The 15,608-nt window shown below is 55.3% G+C and carries 15 protein-coding genes; all 15 read left to right on the top strand.

What is annotated here, in order from left to right; all coding sequences use genetic code 11:
• The first annotated feature begins 123 nt into the window (after positions 1–123).
• The 15 genes from asnC to glmS all read left to right on the top strand — a co-directional run bounded on the left by asnC (position 124) and on the right by glmS (position 15,323).
• Positions 124–585, top strand: a complete 462-nt coding sequence (gene asnC / locus J0X03_RS24000; RefSeq protein WP_004933786.1) for a transcriptional regulator AsnC — start codon at positions 124–126, stop codon at positions 583–585.
• A 100-nt stretch (positions 586–685) separates the two neighbouring features.
• A complete protein-coding gene (gene mioC / locus J0X03_RS23995) occupies positions 686–1,126 on the top strand; it encodes an FMN-binding protein MioC (RefSeq protein WP_160204696.1) in 441 nt (146 codons plus the stop codon).
• 380 nt (positions 1,127–1,506) lie between these two features.
• Positions 1,507–3,396 carry a tRNA uridine-5-carboxymethylaminomethyl(34) synthesis enzyme MnmG gene (mnmG, locus tag J0X03_RS23990; RefSeq protein ID WP_160204697.1) on the top strand — a complete coding sequence of 630 codons (1,890 nt, stop codon included), beginning with the start codon at positions 1,507–1,509 and terminating at the stop codon, positions 3,394–3,396.
• A 138-nt stretch (positions 3,397–3,534) separates the two neighbouring features.
• On the top strand, positions 3,535–4,155 hold the full coding sequence (gene rsmG, locus J0X03_RS23985) for a 16S rRNA (guanine(527)-N(7))-methyltransferase RsmG (RefSeq protein WP_025304738.1): 621 nt from the start codon (positions 3,535–3,537) through the stop codon (positions 4,153–4,155).
• A 639-nt stretch (positions 4,156–4,794) separates the two neighbouring features.
• A complete protein-coding gene (atpI, locus tag J0X03_RS23980) occupies positions 4,795–5,178 on the top strand; it encodes a F0F1 ATP synthase subunit I (protein WP_004933796.1) in 384 nt (127 codons plus the stop codon).
• Between the two features lie 22 nt (positions 5,179–5,200).
• A complete protein-coding gene (gene atpB / locus J0X03_RS23975) occupies positions 5,201–5,980 on the top strand; it encodes a F0F1 ATP synthase subunit A (RefSeq protein ID WP_015376132.1) in 780 nt (259 codons plus the stop codon).
• A 49-nt stretch (positions 5,981–6,029) separates the two neighbouring features.
• Positions 6,030–6,269 (top strand): F0F1 ATP synthase subunit C, encoded by a 240-nt coding sequence (atpE, locus tag J0X03_RS23970; RefSeq protein ID WP_004093904.1) that lies wholly within the window; start codon positions 6,030–6,032, stop codon positions 6,267–6,269.
• A 57-nt stretch (positions 6,270–6,326) separates the two neighbouring features.
• Positions 6,327–6,797: a F0F1 ATP synthase subunit B gene (atpF, locus tag J0X03_RS23965; RefSeq protein ID WP_004933804.1), complete on the top strand. Its 471-nt coding sequence runs from the start codon at positions 6,327–6,329 to the stop codon at positions 6,795–6,797.
• Positions 6,798–6,811: 14 nt separating this feature from the next.
• A complete protein-coding gene (atpH, locus tag J0X03_RS23960) occupies positions 6,812–7,345 on the top strand; it encodes a F0F1 ATP synthase subunit delta (protein ID WP_025160298.1) in 534 nt (177 codons plus the stop codon).
• A gap of 12 nt (positions 7,346–7,357) precedes the next feature.
• A complete protein-coding gene (atpA, locus tag J0X03_RS23955) occupies positions 7,358–8,899 on the top strand; it encodes a F0F1 ATP synthase subunit alpha (RefSeq protein WP_122016995.1) in 1,542 nt (513 codons plus the stop codon).
• A 59-nt stretch (positions 8,900–8,958) separates the two neighbouring features.
• The gene (gene atpG, locus J0X03_RS23950; protein WP_206975672.1) at positions 8,959–9,822 is read left to right on the top strand and encodes a F0F1 ATP synthase subunit gamma; all 864 of its coding nucleotides are present in this window, start codon (positions 8,959–8,961) and stop codon (positions 9,820–9,822) included.
• 32 nt (positions 9,823–9,854) lie between these two features.
• Positions 9,855–11,237, top strand: coding sequence for a F0F1 ATP synthase subunit beta (gene atpD / locus J0X03_RS23945; RefSeq protein ID WP_004933813.1), 1,383 nt, complete (start codon positions 9,855–9,857; stop codon positions 11,235–11,237).
• Positions 11,238–11,257: 20 nt separating this feature from the next.
• Positions 11,258–11,677: a F0F1 ATP synthase subunit epsilon gene (locus J0X03_RS23940; RefSeq protein ID WP_004933814.1), complete on the top strand. Its 420-nt coding sequence runs from the start codon at positions 11,258–11,260 to the stop codon at positions 11,675–11,677.
• A 290-nt stretch (positions 11,678–11,967) separates the two neighbouring features.
• Entirely contained in the window at positions 11,968–13,341 is a 1,374-nt protein-coding gene (gene glmU, locus J0X03_RS23935; RefSeq protein WP_123062051.1) for a bifunctional UDP-N-acetylglucosamine diphosphorylase/glucosamine-1-phosphate N-acetyltransferase GlmU, read from the top strand.
• 152 nt (positions 13,342–13,493) lie between these two features.
• On the top strand, positions 13,494–15,323 hold the full coding sequence (glmS, locus tag J0X03_RS23930; RefSeq protein WP_033645156.1) for a glutamine--fructose-6-phosphate transaminase (isomerizing): 1,830 nt from the start codon (positions 13,494–13,496) through the stop codon (positions 15,321–15,323).
• The last annotated feature ends 285 nt before the right edge of the window (positions 15,324–15,608 follow it).

The following is a 15,608-nucleotide window of genomic DNA, read 5'->3' as shown; positions in this document are numbered from 1 at the left end:
CATCGATTAAGCAACAAAACGATACGCCAATTCAATATCCGTTAATCAATATTGCCTTTTCACTTTTAATCGTTCATTTTTACCCGGACTGAATTCAACAATCGTTAATTAATGGGGGATTAAATGGCGGAAATTTATCAGATCGATAATCTCGATCGCGGCATCCTCAACGCCCTGATGGACAATGCGCGCACACCGTACGCCGAACTGGCGAAAAACTTCGCCGTCAGCCCCGGCACCATTCACGTGCGGGTGGAGAAGATGAAACAGGCCGGGATCATCACCGGCGCGCGTATCGACGTCAGTCCCAAACAGCTGGGCTACGACGTGTGCTGCTTTATCGGCATCATATTAAAGAGCGCCAAGGACTACCCTTCGGCACTGAAGAAGCTGGAAAGCCTGGAGGAAGTGGTGGAAGCCTATTACACCACCGGCCATTACAGCGTCTTTATTAAAGTGATGTGCCGCTCGATCGACGCGTTGCAACAGGTACTTATCAACAAGATCCAGACCATCGACGAGATCCAGTCCACCGAAACGCTGATCTCGCTGCAGAACCCCATTATGCGCACCATCGTGCCGTAACCCGCCAAATTGCATACCCACATTATCCACAGGTAGATCCCAGCCGATTCACAGCGTACAATGCAGCCACTTTGAGTGAGAAGGTTGGGATCGTTGGTTCATGGCACACATTACTCTGATCAGTGGCAGTACGCTTGGCAGCGCCGAATACGTGGCTGAACATTTGGCTGAAAAGCTGGAAGACGCCGGCTTCTCTACCGAGATGCTGCACGGCCCTGAACTGGATGAACTGCCGTTGAACGGCCGCTGGCTGGTGGTCTCTTCCACGCACGGTGCCGGCGAACTGCCGGATAACCTTCAGCCGCTGTTGGAACAGATCGCTGAGCAGCAGCCGGATCTTTCCGAGGTGCAGTTCGGCGCCGTCGGTTTAGGCAGTTCGGAATACGACACCTTCTGCGGTGCGATCAAACAGATCGACGATCTATTGATCGCCAGAGGCGCTAAAAGGATCGGCGATCGTCTCGAGATCGACGTGACCGAGCATGAAATTCCCGAGGATCCGGCCGAGGAATGGGTAAAAAACTGGATTAATTTACTCTAATTCGTCTAAAGATCGTGCGAACGATTGTGGATAACTAAGCTTAAAAGCAGGGTAAAAGCCGTAGTTATCCCAATAACAACCGTAGTGCGCTTTTTGTCCTGTGTATAACAAGCCTTTTAGATCCCAGCTTATCTGCGTCGGGATCACCGATCATTCACAGCAAACGATCCTCCTTAATCTGCTGATCTTCATCGTGAATAGTCACTTATCCACAGAGGATCGCGATCCTAATAAGAGATCTAATAAAGAGATCTTTAAATAAAAAAGATCTTCTTTTAATTACCGACGATCCTGACCACTTGGTCGATCGTCTAAACTTGAGTAGAATCCCCGACCCCAGGGCAAATACGATCGTTCGCAATACGGCGAGGTGCAGTTCCATGTTTTATCCAGATCAATTTGACGTCATCATCATCGGTGGTGGCCATGCAGGTACCGAGGCCGCCATGGCCGCGGCGCGCATGGGACGTCAGACTTTATTATTGACACACAATATCGACACGCTGGGACAGATGTCCTGTAACCCGGCGATTGGCGGTATTGGTAAAGGGCATCTGGTTAAGGAAATTGATGCACTCGGCGGCCTGATGGCGACAGCGATCGACCATGCCGGCATACAGTTTAGGATACTAAACGCCAGCAAAGGCCCAGCCGTTCGCGCCACACGCGCTCAGGCGGATCGCGTGTTGTATCGCCAGGCTATCCGTACCGCGTTGGAGAACCAGCCCAATCTGATGATCTTCCAACAGCCGGTTGAGGATCTGATCGTCGAAAACGATCGCGTCGTGGGCGCCGTCACCCAAATGGGCCTGAAATTCCGCGCCAAAGCGGTGGTATTGACCGTAGGCACCTTCCTGGACGGCAAGATCCATATCGGCCTGGAAAATTACAGCGGCGGCCGCGCCGGGGATCCGCCTTCGATCTCGCTGTCTCAGCGTTTGCGTGAACTGCCGCTGCGCGTCAACCGCTTGAAAACCGGGACACCGCCGCGCATCGACGCCCGCACTATCGATTTCAGCGTACTGGCGCCGCAACACGGCGATACGCCGGTGCCGGTATTCTCGTTCCTGGGCGATGCCAGCCAGCATCCGGAACAAATGGCGTGCTATATCACCCATACCAATGAAAAAACCCATGACGTGATCCGCAATAACCTCGATCGCAGCCCGATGTATGCCGGGATCATCGAAGGGATCGGCCCACGTTACTGCCCGTCGATCGAAGACAAGGTCATGCGCTTTGCCGATCGCAACGCGCACCAGATCTTCCTCGAGCCGGAAGGCCTGACCAGCAATGAGATTTACCCTAACGGGATCTCCACCAGCCTGCCGTTCGATGTGCAGATGCAGATCGTCCGTTCGATGGAAGGAATGCAAAACGCGCGTATTATTCGCCCTGGTTATGCTATCGAGTACGATTTCTTCGATCCGCGCGACCTGAAACCGACGCTGGAAAGCAAATTCATTCAGGGGCTATTCTTTGCCGGTCAAATCAACGGCACCACCGGGTATGAAGAAGCCGCCGCACAGGGGCTGCTGGCCGGTCTGAACGCCGGTCGCTTCGCCGCCGAGCAAGAAGGCTGGGCGCCACGTCGCGATCAGGCTTATCTCGGCGTGCTGGTGGACGACCTCAGCACCCTCGGCACCAAAGAACCGTACCGCATGTTTACTTCACGCGCCGAGTATCGTCTGATGCTGCGCGAAGACAACGCCGATCTCCGCCTGACAGAAAAAGGCCGTGAACTCGGCCTGGTGGACGACGTGCGTTGGGCGCGCTACAGCGAGAAGCTGGAGCTGATCGAACGTGAACGTCAGCGCCTGCGCGACATCTGGATGCACCCGCACGCCGAGAACGTCGAACAGGTCAATGCGTTGCTGAAAGCGCCGCTGTCACGCGAAGCAAACGGCGAAGAGCTGCTGCGCCGTCCGGAAATGGACTACGCGCAATTGACCGCCACCGAGGCCTTCGCGCCGCCGTTGGACGATGTACAAGCCGCCGAGCAGGTTGAGATCCAGGTCAAATACGAAGGCTACATCGCTCGCCAGCAGGAAGAGATCGAAAAACAGCAGCGCAACGAGAACACCGTGTTGCCGTTGGATCTCGACTACCGTCAGGTTTCGGGGTTGTCGAACGAAGTGATCGCCAAACTGAACGATCACAAACCGAACTCCATCGGCCAGGCTTCACGCATCTCCGGCATTACGCCGGCGGCGATCTCGATTTTGCTGATTTGGCTGAAAAAGCAGGGGCTGCTGCGCCGCAGCGCATAAATCCCGCATCCAGGCGGCCGTTTGCTCAACCCGTAGCCAAACGGCCGCTGACATCACCTGCGCGCTGAATTATCATAGGCGCCTCATTGCGCCAGCTAACCATCCGCTGGTCGTTCAGCGCCTGCCAGAGGATCCGTTGTGCAAAAAAAATTAGACTCGCTGCTCGCGGCAGCAGGCATTGAGCTGCCCGATCAGCAGAAACAGCAGCTGCTGGGCTATGTCGGCATGCTGGATAAGTGGAACAAGGCTTATAACCTCACGTCGGTGCGCGATCCGCAGCAAATGCTGGTGCGCCACATCCTCGACAGCATCGTGGTCAACCCGCATCTGCAGGGATCGCGTTTTATCGATGTCGGCACCGGCCCCGGTTTACCGGGCATTCCGCTGGCGATCGTGCGTCCGGATGCGCATTTCACGCTGCTCGACAGCCTGGGCAAGCGCGTGCGTTTCCTGCGCCAGGTGCAGCATGAACTGGGCCTGAACAATATCGAGCCGGTTCAGAGCCGCGTTGAAGCGTTTCCGGCCGAGCCGCCGTTCGACGGCGTGATCAGCCGGGCGTTCGCTTCGCTGCAGGATATGCTGTCCTGGTGCCATCACCTGCCGGCGAAAGGGCAGGGGCGTTTTTACGCATTGAAAGGCGTGCGCCCGGATGAAGAATTGGCGCACCTGCCGGAGGGCGTTAGCCTGGAGTCTATCGTGCGGTTGCAGGTGCCTGAACTGGAAGGCGAACGCCATCTGGTGGTGCTTAAGGCAAACTGAGTTTGTTTTTGATCAAACAAGCGTGAATTAACGGTAGTACGGCGTGTAAAGGTAAGCAGGCTAATTAGTTGGTCGCTTTTTTTAGTTAATTTACTTTCTATTAACACAAAAAACGCGGCTAATTAGCGACAATAGAGTAATTGCAATTAGAAATAGTCACGTTAGCAATCATGTGCGAAAGATTGGCCTTTGCTGCTAATGTTAATTGGCTGTTGGAATATTGCCCCGTTGCTTGTCAATAAAAGGTTTTCATCGGGTATACGGATTGTTTTTGAACAGTTAACTGATAATGTTTTGATTTATATAATCTTTTGATCGCTCAAATTGCTAAAGACGGTTTGATTGTCCATCGGCTATAAATCAGTGAAGGGCATTATTGTGATCGGCTTCGCGTTTCTAAACGCAACGCTGGAATAATCAGACAATTAAATGCGCCCTATTATTCCGACCGTTTTCTTGTGAAAATAGGCTGGAATAGGGAAATTTAAATAATTGTTCACCTTTTCGCTACTTATCGATTGAATTCGTTGGTATGCCCCGTATAATTTGCTCGTTTTTTGCTGCTTGACTCAGGACAGCAAAAACAGTTGTATACGTCACTCAGCATACCCCCTCTGGGGTACGGAGAGAACAAACGTCATGTCTGTGTCCCTATACAGCGGGAAAGTCGCACGCAAACTGCTGTTTTTGCAGTTAATGACTTTTGTTCTGATCAGCGTTGCTTTCTGGCTGAAAAGCCCGGAATGGAGCGCTTCGGCGTTGGCAGGCGGTCTCGCCGCCTGGTTGCCGAGTGCAATGTTTATGCTGTTTGCCTTGCGCCATCAGGCGCAAACGCCGGCGCCCGGTAGGGTTGCCTGGTCGTTCGCCATCGGCGAGGGGCTAAAGGTCGTGATCACCATCGTTTTGCTGATCGTGGCGCTGGGGGTGTTCAAGGCGGAGTTTATACCGCTTGGCCTGACCTATTTAGCGGTGTTAGTGGTGCAGATAGTGGCACCGGCCGTGATTAACAGTTACCGAACTTAACTAAATAAGGGTAAGAGGCATCATGTCTGCAGGAGAAGTCTTGACTCCACAGGAGTATATCGGTCACCACCTGACGCAGCTTCAGGTCGGGACTGGGTTCTGGTCGATCAACATCGACTCGATGTTTTTCTCCGTCGTCCTCGGGGCGCTTTTCCTGGTGATCTTCCGCAAAGTGGCCAAAAACGCCACCAGCGGCGTGCCGGGTAAACTGCAAACCGCCGTGGAGCTGGTAGTCGGTTTCGTCGACAGCAGCGTGCGCGACATGTACCACGGCAAGAGCAAGGTGATTGCGCCGCTGGCGCTGACCGTGTTCGTCTGGGTGTTCCTGATGAACCTGATGGACTTGCTGCCCATCGACTTCCTGCCTTACGTTGGCGAACACATCCTCGGCCTGCCTGCGCTGCGCGTAGTGCCTACCGCCGATGTGAACGTCACGCTGTCGATGGCGCTGGGCGTGTTTATCCTGATTCTGTTCTATAGCATCAAAATGAAAGGCGTTGGCGGGTTCGTTAAAGAGTTGACCATGCAGCCGTTCAACCACCCTGTATTCATTCCTATCAACCTGATTCTTGAAGGTGTCAGCCTGCTGTCCAAACCTGTTTCACTGGGTCTGCGACTGTTCGGCAACATGTATGCGGGTGAGTTGATCTTCATCCTGATTGCCGGCCTGTTGCCGTGGTGGTCACAGTGGGTCCTGAGCTTGCCTTGGGCTATCTTCCACATCCTGATCATTACGCTTCAAGCCTTTATTTTCATGGTTCTGACGATCGTCTATCTGTCGATGGCATCTGAAGAGCACTGATTTTCTTAAAACACTTGCACTTTTAAACTGAAACAAACTGGAGACTGTCATGGAAAACCTGAGTATGGATCTGCTGTACATGGCTGCCGCTGTGATGATGGGTTTAGCGGCAATCGGTGCTGCGATCGGTATCGGCATCCTGGGTGGTAAATTCTTGGAAGGCGCTGCTCGTCAGCCTGACCTGATTCCTCTGCTGCGTACACAGTTCTTTATCGTTATGGGTCTGGTCGACGCCATCCCGATGATCGCTGTAGGTCTGGGTCTGTACGTGATGTTCGCCGTCGCGTAAGTAGAGCAACCCTCTACGACGTAACCAAACTATTAACTTTTAAAGAGGCATTGTGCTGTGAATCTTAACGCAACAATCCTCGGCCAGGCCATCGCGTTCGTTCTGTTTGTCTGGTTCTGCATGAAGTACGTATGGCCGCCGATCATGGCTGCCATCGAGAAACGTCAGAAAGAAATCGCTGACGGCCTCGCTTCTGCAGAGCGTGCCAAAAAAGATCTGGACTTAGCGCAAGCCAATGCGACCGACCAGCTGAAAACTGCCAAAGCAGAAGCTCAGGTGATCATCGAGCAAGCGAACAAACGCAAAGCTCAGATCATGGATGAAGCGAAAGCCGAAGCCGAGCAGGAACGTAACAAAATCGTGGCGCAGGCTCAGGCTGAGATCGAAGCCGAACGTAAGCGCGCTCGTGAAGAGTTGCGTAAGCAAGTCGCGATGCTGGCAATTGCCGGCGCCGAGAAGATCATCGAACGTTCCGTGGATGAAGCTGCTAACAGCGACATCGTTGATAAACTGGTCGCTGAACTGTAAGGAGGGAGGGGCTGATGTCTGAATTTGTAACTGTAGCTCGCCCCTACGCCAAAGCAGCTTTTGACTTTGCCGTTGAGCACCAAAGCGTAGAGCGCTGGCAAGACATGCTGGCGTTTGCGGCTGAAGTCACTCGCAATGAACAGATTTCTGAACTGCTGTCTGGCGCGGTTGCGCCAGAAACGCTGTCCAAGACGTTCATCGCGGTTTGTGGCGATCGGCTCGACGAACATGGCCAGAACTTTATCCGTGTAATGGCCGAAAATGGACGTTTACTGGTTCTTCCTGCCGTGCTGCAGCAGTTCATCGAACTGCGCGCCTCGCTGGAATCCACCGTCGAAGTCGAAGTGCTCTCTGCGAGCGCGCTGAGCGACGAACAGCAGGCGAAAATCGCCGCTGCGATGGAAAAACGTCTGTCACGCAAAGTTAAGCTGAATTGCAAAATTGACAAGTCTGTACTGGCCGGCATCGTTGTTCGCGCCGGCGATATGGTGATTGATGGCAGCGTTCGCGGTCGTCTTGAACGCCTGACAGACGTCTTGCAGTCTTAAGGGGACTGGAGCATGCAACTGAATTCCACCGAAATCAGCGAACTGATCAAGCAGCGCATTGCTCAGTTCAATGTAGTGAGCGAAGCTCACAATGAAGGTACTATCGTTTCCGTCAGCGACGGGATCATCCGCGTACACGGCCTGGCCGAAGTTATGCAGGGCGAAATGATCGCGCTGCCTGGCAACCGTTACGCAATCGCATTGAACCTGGAGCGCGACTCCGTTGGTGCCGTGGTCATGGGGCCGTACGCGGATCTGGCCGAAGGCATGAAGGTTAAATGCACCGGCCGTATCCTGGAAGTTCCAGTCGGTCGTGGTCTGCTGGGCCGCGTCGTTAACACCCTGGGCGCGCCAATCGACGGCAAAGGCCCGATTGAAAACGACGGTTTCTCTCCGGTAGAAGCTATCGCCCCAGGCGTTATCGAGCGTCAGTCCGTTGATCAGCCGGTTCAGACTGGCTACAAATCCGTTGACGCCATGATTCCAATCGGCCGCGGCCAGCGTGAGCTGGTGATCGGTGACCGTCAGACCGGTAAAACCGCGCTGGCGATCGATGCGATCATCAACCAACGCGACTCCGGCATCAAATGCGTTTACGTGGCTATCGGCCAGAAAGCGTCCACTATCGCTAACGTGGTGCGCAAACTGGAAGAGCACGGCGCACTGGCCAACACCATCGTGGTGGTGGCGACCGCTTCCGAATCCGCTGCACTGCAATACCTGGCGCCATACGCCGGTTGCGCAATGGGCGAATACTTCCGTGACCGCGGTGAAGATGCGCTGATCGTGTACGATGACCTGTCCAAGCAGGCCGTTGCTTACCGCCAGATTTCCCTGCTGCTTCGTCGTCCGCCAGGTCGTGAAGCTTACCCAGGCGACGTATTCTACCTGCACTCCCGCTTGCTGGAGCGTGCAGCGCGCGTTAACGCCGAGTACGTTGAAGCCTTCACCAAAGGTGAAGTTAAAGGTAAAACCGGTTCACTGACCGCTCTGCCGATCATTGAAACCCAGGCGGGTGACGTTTCCGCGTTCGTTCCGACCAACGTAATCTCGATTACCGATGGTCAGATCTTCCTGGAATCCAACCTGTTCAACTCCGGTATTCGTCCGGCAGTTAACCCGGGTATCTCCGTATCCCGTGTTGGTGGCGCCGCGCAGACCAAGATCATGAAGAAACTGTCCGGTGGTATCCGTACCGCGCTGGCGCAGTATCGTGAACTGGCTGCGTTCTCCCAGTTCGCCTCCGATCTGGACGACGCGACCCGCAAACAGCTGAGCCACGGTCAGAAAGTGACCGAACTGCTGAAACAGAAACAGTATGCGCCGATGTCGGTTGCACAACAGTCTCTGGTGCTGTTTGCCGCAGAACGCGGTTACCTGAACGACGTCGAAGTCGCCAAAGTGGTGAGCTTCGAAGCCGCGCTGGTGGCCTATGCGGACCGCGAGCACGCCGAACTGCTGAACCACATCAACCAAACTGGCAACTTCAATGATGAGATCGAGGGCAAGTTGAAAGACATCCTCGAGACCTTCAAGAAAACCCAGTCCTGGTAACGCCGAACGGTCCTGCTGTTGAAAGACAGCAGGCCGTCTGGCACTGAGGAGAAGCAGAGATGGCCGGCGCAAAAGAGATACGTAGTAAGATCGCTAGCGTGCAAAACACGCAAAAGATCACTAAAGCGATGGAAATGGTCGCCGCCTCCAAAATGCGTAAATCGCAGGATCGCATGGCGGCCAGCCGTCCTTATGTAGAGACCATGCGCAAAGTGATTGGTCACCTTGCGTTAGGGAATCTGGAGTACAAGCACCCGTACCTGGATGAGCGTGACGTTAAGCGCGTTGGGTATCTGGTGGTGTCTACTGACCGTGGTCTCTGCGGCGGCTTGAACATCAACCTGTTCAAAAAGCTGCTGGCGGAGATGAAAGCCTGGTCCGAAAAAGGCGTCGAAACCGATTTGGCGCTGATTGGCTCTAAAGCGGCCTCTTTCTTTGGTTCCGTGGGCGGCAACGTGGTTGCCCAGGTGACCGGCATGGGGGATAAACCTTCCCTGTCGGATCTGATCGGGCCGGTGAAAGTGATGCTGCAGGCCTACGACGAAGGTCGTTTGGACAAGCTGTACATTGTCAGCAACAAATTTGTTAATACGATGTCCCAAGAGCCGCAGGTGCTTCAGCTGCTGCCGTTACCGCCAGCCGATGACGAAGAGCTGAAGAAAACGCCTTGGGATTACCTGTATGAACCGGATCCAAAAGTGCTGCTTGATACCTTGCTGCGCCGCTATGTGGAGTCGCAGGTTTATCAGGGCGTCGTGGAAAACCTGGCCAGCGAGCAGGCCGCACGAATGGTCGCGATGAAAGCCGCAACCGATAACGGCGGTAGCCTGATCAAAGAGCTGCAGTTGGTATACAACAAGGCGCGTCAGGCCAGCATCACTCAGGAACTCACCGAGATCGTTTCGGGAGCCTCCGCGGTTTAAGCTAGGTTTACGAATTACGTAGAGGATTCAAGATGGCTACTGGAAAGATTATCCAGGTAATCGGCGCCGTGGTGGACGTCGAGTTCCCTCAGGATGCCGTACCAAAAGTGTACGACGCCCTTGAGGTAGAAAACGGCACCGAAAAACTGGTGTTGGAAGTTCAGCAACAGCTGGGCGGTGGCGTGGTTCGCTGTATCGCAATGGGGACCTCCGACGGTCTGCGTCGCGGTCTGAAAGTGAACAACCTGGACCACCCGATTGAAGTGCCGGTGGGTAAAGCTACCCTGGGCCGTATCATGAACGTATTGGGTCAACCCATCGACATGAAAGGCGACATCGGCGAAGAAGAGCGTTGGGCGATTCACCGCGCGGCGCCAAGCTACGAAGAGCTGTCCAGCTCCCAGGAACTGCTGGAAACCGGTATCAAGGTAATGGACCTGATTTGTCCATTCGCCAAGGGCGGTAAAGTCGGTCTGTTCGGCGGTGCGGGCGTAGGTAAAACCGTAAACATGATGGAGCTGATCCGTAACATCGCGATCGAGCACTCCGGTTATTCCGTGTTTGCGGGCGTGGGCGAGCGTACTCGTGAGGGTAACGACTTCTACCACGAAATGACCGACTCCAACGTTCTGGACAAAGTATCCCTGGTTTACGGCCAGATGAACGAGCCACCAGGTAACCGTCTGCGTGTTGCGCTGACCGGTCTGACCATGGCGGAGAAATTCCGTGACGAAGGCCGTGACGTTCTGCTGTTCGTTGACAACATCTACCGTTATACCCTGGCCGGTACCGAAGTGTCCGCACTTCTGGGCCGTATGCCATCCGCGGTAGGTTATCAGCCGACGCTGGCGGAAGAGATGGGCGTTCTGCAAGAACGTATCACCTCGACCAAGACCGGTTCCATCACTTCCGTACAGGCCGTTTACGTTCCTGCGGATGACTTGACTGACCCGTCTCCAGCCACCACCTTTGCGCACTTGGACGCAACCGTGGTACTGAGCCGTAACATCGCTTCTCTGGGTATCTACCCGGCCGTTGACCCGCTGGATTCCACCAGCCGTCAGCTGGATCCGCTGGTTGTTGGCCAGGAGCACTACGACGTAGCGCGTGGCGTGCAGTCCATTCTGCAACGCTACCAGGAACTGAAAGATATCATCGCGATCCTGGGTATGGACGAGCTGTCTGAAGAAGACAAACTGGTCGTATCCCGTGCGCGTAAGATCCAACGCTTCCTGTCTCAGCCGTTCTTCGTGGCAGAAGTCTTCACCGGTTCTCCGGGCAAGTTCGTATCGCTGAAAGACACCATCCGTGGTTTCAAAGGCATTATGGACGGCGACTATGACCACCTGCCGGAGCAGGCGTTCTACATGGTTGGCACCATTGAAGAAGCAGTGGAAAAAGCCAAGAAACTGTAACGCCTTGAGAGGAGGGTGATATGGCTATGACTTACCATCTGGATGTAGTCAGCGCGGAAAAACAGATGTTTTCCGGCCTGGTGCAGAAGATCCAGGTGACAGGCAGCGAAGGTGAACTGGGGATCTTCCCTGGCCATGCGCCGCTGCTGACTGCCATCAAGCCTGGCATGGTGCGTATTGTTAAGCAGCACGGTGAAGAAGAGTTCATCTACCTGTCCGGCGGCATCCTCGAGGTGCAGCCGAGCGTGGTTACCGTGCTGGCGGACACTGCTATCCGTGGTACTGACCTCGACGAAGCGAGAGCGTTGGAAGCTAAGCGTAAAGCTGAAGAACACATTCGCAGCTCTCATGGCGATGTCGACTATGCTCAGGCATCCGCTGAACTGGCGAAAGCGATCGCAAAACTGCGCGTTATCGAGCTCACCAGAAAAGCGATGTAATGTTTGGGTGCAGAGCACCCAACTTTAAGAAAGCGGCCTATAGGGTCGCTTTTTTTTTACTTTAAAATAAGTATTTCAGCCCGGCGTAGAAAGTGGTATGTAACCCTGATATCCAGGGTGGAGCCGTCGCCAATCACCGACAGTTTTTTCGTCCTGAAGCCTAATTGGACATGATGGTGGCAGGCCAAGCGCTGCGCGGCCTGCGACGGTTTCGTGATGAGAAATATGTAGTAATATCGTCGCTAAACGGTTTTACTTTCGTCTATCAAAATGGAGTTATCAGGTTGCTTATGTCGAACAGCGCAATGAGCGTGGTTATCCTCGCCGCAGGCAAGGGTACGCGCATGTATTCCGATCTTCCCAAAGTGTTGCATCCGTTGGCCGGCAAGCCGATGGTGCAACACGTCATTGATGCCGCGATGAAACTGGGCGCGCAACATGTACACCTGGTATACGGCCATGGCGGCGATCTGCTGAAAAGCACGTTGACCGAAGGCGCGCTGAACTGGGTGCTGCAGGCCGAGCAACTGGGCACTGGCCATGCGATGCAGCAGGTGGCGCCGCATTTTGCCGACGATGAAGACGTGTTGATGCTGTATGGCGACGTGCCGTTGATCTCCGTCGATACGCTCACGCGCCTGTTGGCGGCCAAGCCGCAGGGCGGCATCGGCCTGCTGACGGTCAAGCTGGACGATCCGAGTGGCTATGGCCGCATCGTGCGCGAGCAGGGTGACGTGGTGGGCATCGTCGAACACAAGGACGCCAGCGAAGCGCAGCGTCAGATCAATGAGATCAATACCGGCATCCTGGTGGCGAATGGGCGCGATCTGAAGCGCTGGCTGGGGATGTTGAACAACGACAACGCTCAGGGCGAGTTTTACATCACCGATATCATTGCGTTGGCGCATGCCGACGGCAAGAAAATCGAAGCCGTGCACCCATCGCGTTTGAGCGAAGTGGAAGGCGTGAACAACCGACAGCAGCTGGCGACCCTGGAGCGCGTGTTCCAGTCGGAACAGTCTGAAAAACTGCTGCTGGCCGGCGTAATGCTGTTGGATCCGGCGCGTTTCGACCTGCGCGGTGAACTTGTTCACGGCCGCGACATCACTATTGATGCGAATGTGATTATCGAAGGTCACGTCAAGCTGGGCGACCGGGTGAAAATCGGCGCCGGCTGCGTGCTGAAAAACTGCGTGATCGGTGATGACTGCGAGATCAGCCCTTACAGCGTCCTGGAAGACAGCGTGCTGGAAGCCGCCTGCTCCGTTGGGCCGTTCGCCCGCCTGCGCCCTGGCGCGGAGCTGGCAACAGGGGCCCACGTCGGCAACTTCGTGGAAATGAAAAAGGCGCGATTGGGCAAAGGCTCCAAGGCCGGTCACCTCAGCTACCTGGGCGATGCCGACATTGGAGATGACGTGAATATCGGCGCCGGCACCATCACCTGCAATTACGATGGCGCCAACAAGCACAAGACGCTGATCGGCGATGGCGTGTTCGTCGGTTCCGATACTCAGCTGGTGGCGCCGGTGTCGGTCGGCAAAGGGGCCACCATTGCCGCCGGCACCACGGTGACGCGAGATATCGCCGAAAACGAACTGGTGCTGAGCCGCGTCAAGCAGGTGCACATTCAGGGCTGGCAGCGCCCGGTGAAGAAGAAGTCATAGTGTGTTTTGCGTTGGGCTCCATTCACGAGCCCAATACAAAACATAATAACCCCCACCATCTACAGGCTCGGGGGACGCACGGTAAAACCGGCAAAAATCAGGTCAAGGCATCGAAAACGCCCATAAAAGGCGTTCATTAGGAATATAACCGAATGTGTGGAATTGTAGGCGCAGTAGCGCAACGTGATATCGCAGAAATTCTGCTGGAAGGTTTACGTCGTCTTGAGTACCGCGGTTACGACTCCGCCGGTCTGGCGGTGGTCGACGATCAAGGCAACGTCAGTCGCCTGCGTCGCGTAGGCAAGGTGCAAAAACTGGCCGAAGCGGCGGAGCAGACCGATCTGCACGGCGGCACCGGCATCGCTCACACCCGTTGGGCAACGCACGGTGAACCGACCGAGGCGAACGCGCACCCGCATGTTTCCGACTACATTACCGTGGTGCATAACGGCATCATCGAAAACCACGAGCCGCTGCGCGAACTGCTGATCGAACGCGGTTACCGCTTCAGCTCCGAAACCGACACCGAAGTGATCGCGCATCTGGTGCACTGGGAACAGCTGCAGGGCGGTACGCTGCTCGAAGTGGTTCAGCGCGTGATCCCACAGCTGCGCGGCGCTTACGGCACCGTGGTGATGGACAGCCGCGATCCGAGCGTATTGGTCGCGGCGCGCTCCGGCAGCCCGCTGGTTATCGGCCGCGGCGTCGGGGAAAACTTCATCGCTTCCGATCAGCTGGCGTTGCTGCCGGTCACCCGCCGCTTCATCTTCCTGGAAGAAGGCGATGTGGTGGAGGTGACTCGCCGCACCGTCAACATCTTCGACAAACAGGGTAACGCCATCGAGCGCCCTGAGATCGAATCCCAGGTGCAGTATGACGCCGGCGACAAGGGCGCTTACCGCCACTACATGCAAAAAGAGATTTACGAACAGCCGCTGGCGCTGAAAAACACCCTGGAAGGGCGTTTCAGTCATGGCCAAATCAACCTGAGCGAGCTGGGCCCGCACGCCGACGAGCTGCTGGCCAAGGTGCAGCACGTGCAGATCATCGCCTGTGGGACTTCTTACCACTCCGGGATGGTGGCGCGTTACTGGTTCGAAGCGCTGGCCGGCGTGCCGTGCGATGTCGAGATCGCGTCCGAATTCCGTTACCGCAAATCGGCGGTGCGTCCGGGCAGCCTGATCATCACCCTGTCGCAGTCCGGCGAAACCGCCGACACGTTAGCGGCGCTGCGTCTGTCCAAAGAGCTGGGTTATCTCGGTTCGCTGGCCGTTTGTAACGTTGCGGGGTCTTCGCTGGTGCGCGAATCCGATCTGGCGTTGATGACCAAAGCGGGCACGGAAATCGGCGTTGCTTCGACCAAAGCCTTTACCACGCAGCTCACCGTCCTGTTGATGCTGGTGGCGCGCCTGGGCCGTCTGAAAGGCATGGCGGAAAGCGTGGAGCAGGAGATTGTGCACGGCCTGCAGGCGCTGCCGGCGCGTATTGAGCAGATGCTGTCGATGGATAAAGAGATCGAAGCGCTGGCGGAAGGTTTCTCGGACAAACATCATGCGCTGTTCCTCGGCCGCGGCGATCAGTACCCGATCGCCATGGAAGGGGCGCTGAAGCTGAAAGAGATCTCCTATATTCACGCTGAAGCCTATGCGGCGGGTGAGTTGAAACACGGCCCGCTGGCGCTGATCGACGCCGATATGCCGGTGATCGTGGTGGCGCCGAACAACGAACTGCTGGAAAAGCTGAAGTCCAACATTGAAGAAGTGCGCGCGCGCGGCGGTCAGCTGTACGTGTTCGCCGATCAGGACGCCGGCTTCGTCAGCAGCGAAGGCATGACCATCATTCCTCTGCCGCACGTTGAGGAAATCGTGGCGCCGATCTTCTACACCGTGCCGTTGCAGCTGCTGTCTTACCATGTGGCGCTGATCAAGGGCACCGACGTTGACCAGCCGCGCAACCTGGCGAAGTCTGTCACCGTAGAGTAATTTGCCGCAGGTAAACTGCAAAAGCCGGCCTTCGCGCCGGCTTTTTTCATGAGTGACCTTAAAGATGACAGCGCGACCGATTCGGCGATAAACATTGTCATATTCAAGCGGATAGGCCGTGCCCAAACGGTTTTTTTGTTGTTTGGCAATTGCGCTATTTTTGATTTAATTGATTGATTTTTAAATAAACAAACCCCATTCAAATGCACTGTAATATAACTGTCATATTGCGTACATTTTTCTGTCACCAAACTGTCCTATTTTCCCTCCTGCAGCAATACTTAC

It is taken from the genome of Serratia ureilytica, from assembly GCF_017309605.1.
Lineage (GTDB): Bacteria > Pseudomonadota > Gammaproteobacteria > Enterobacterales > Enterobacteriaceae > Serratia > Serratia ureilytica.
Note: the sequence above shows the minus strand (reverse complement) of the source record. Positions and strands in the feature narration are given on the sequence as shown.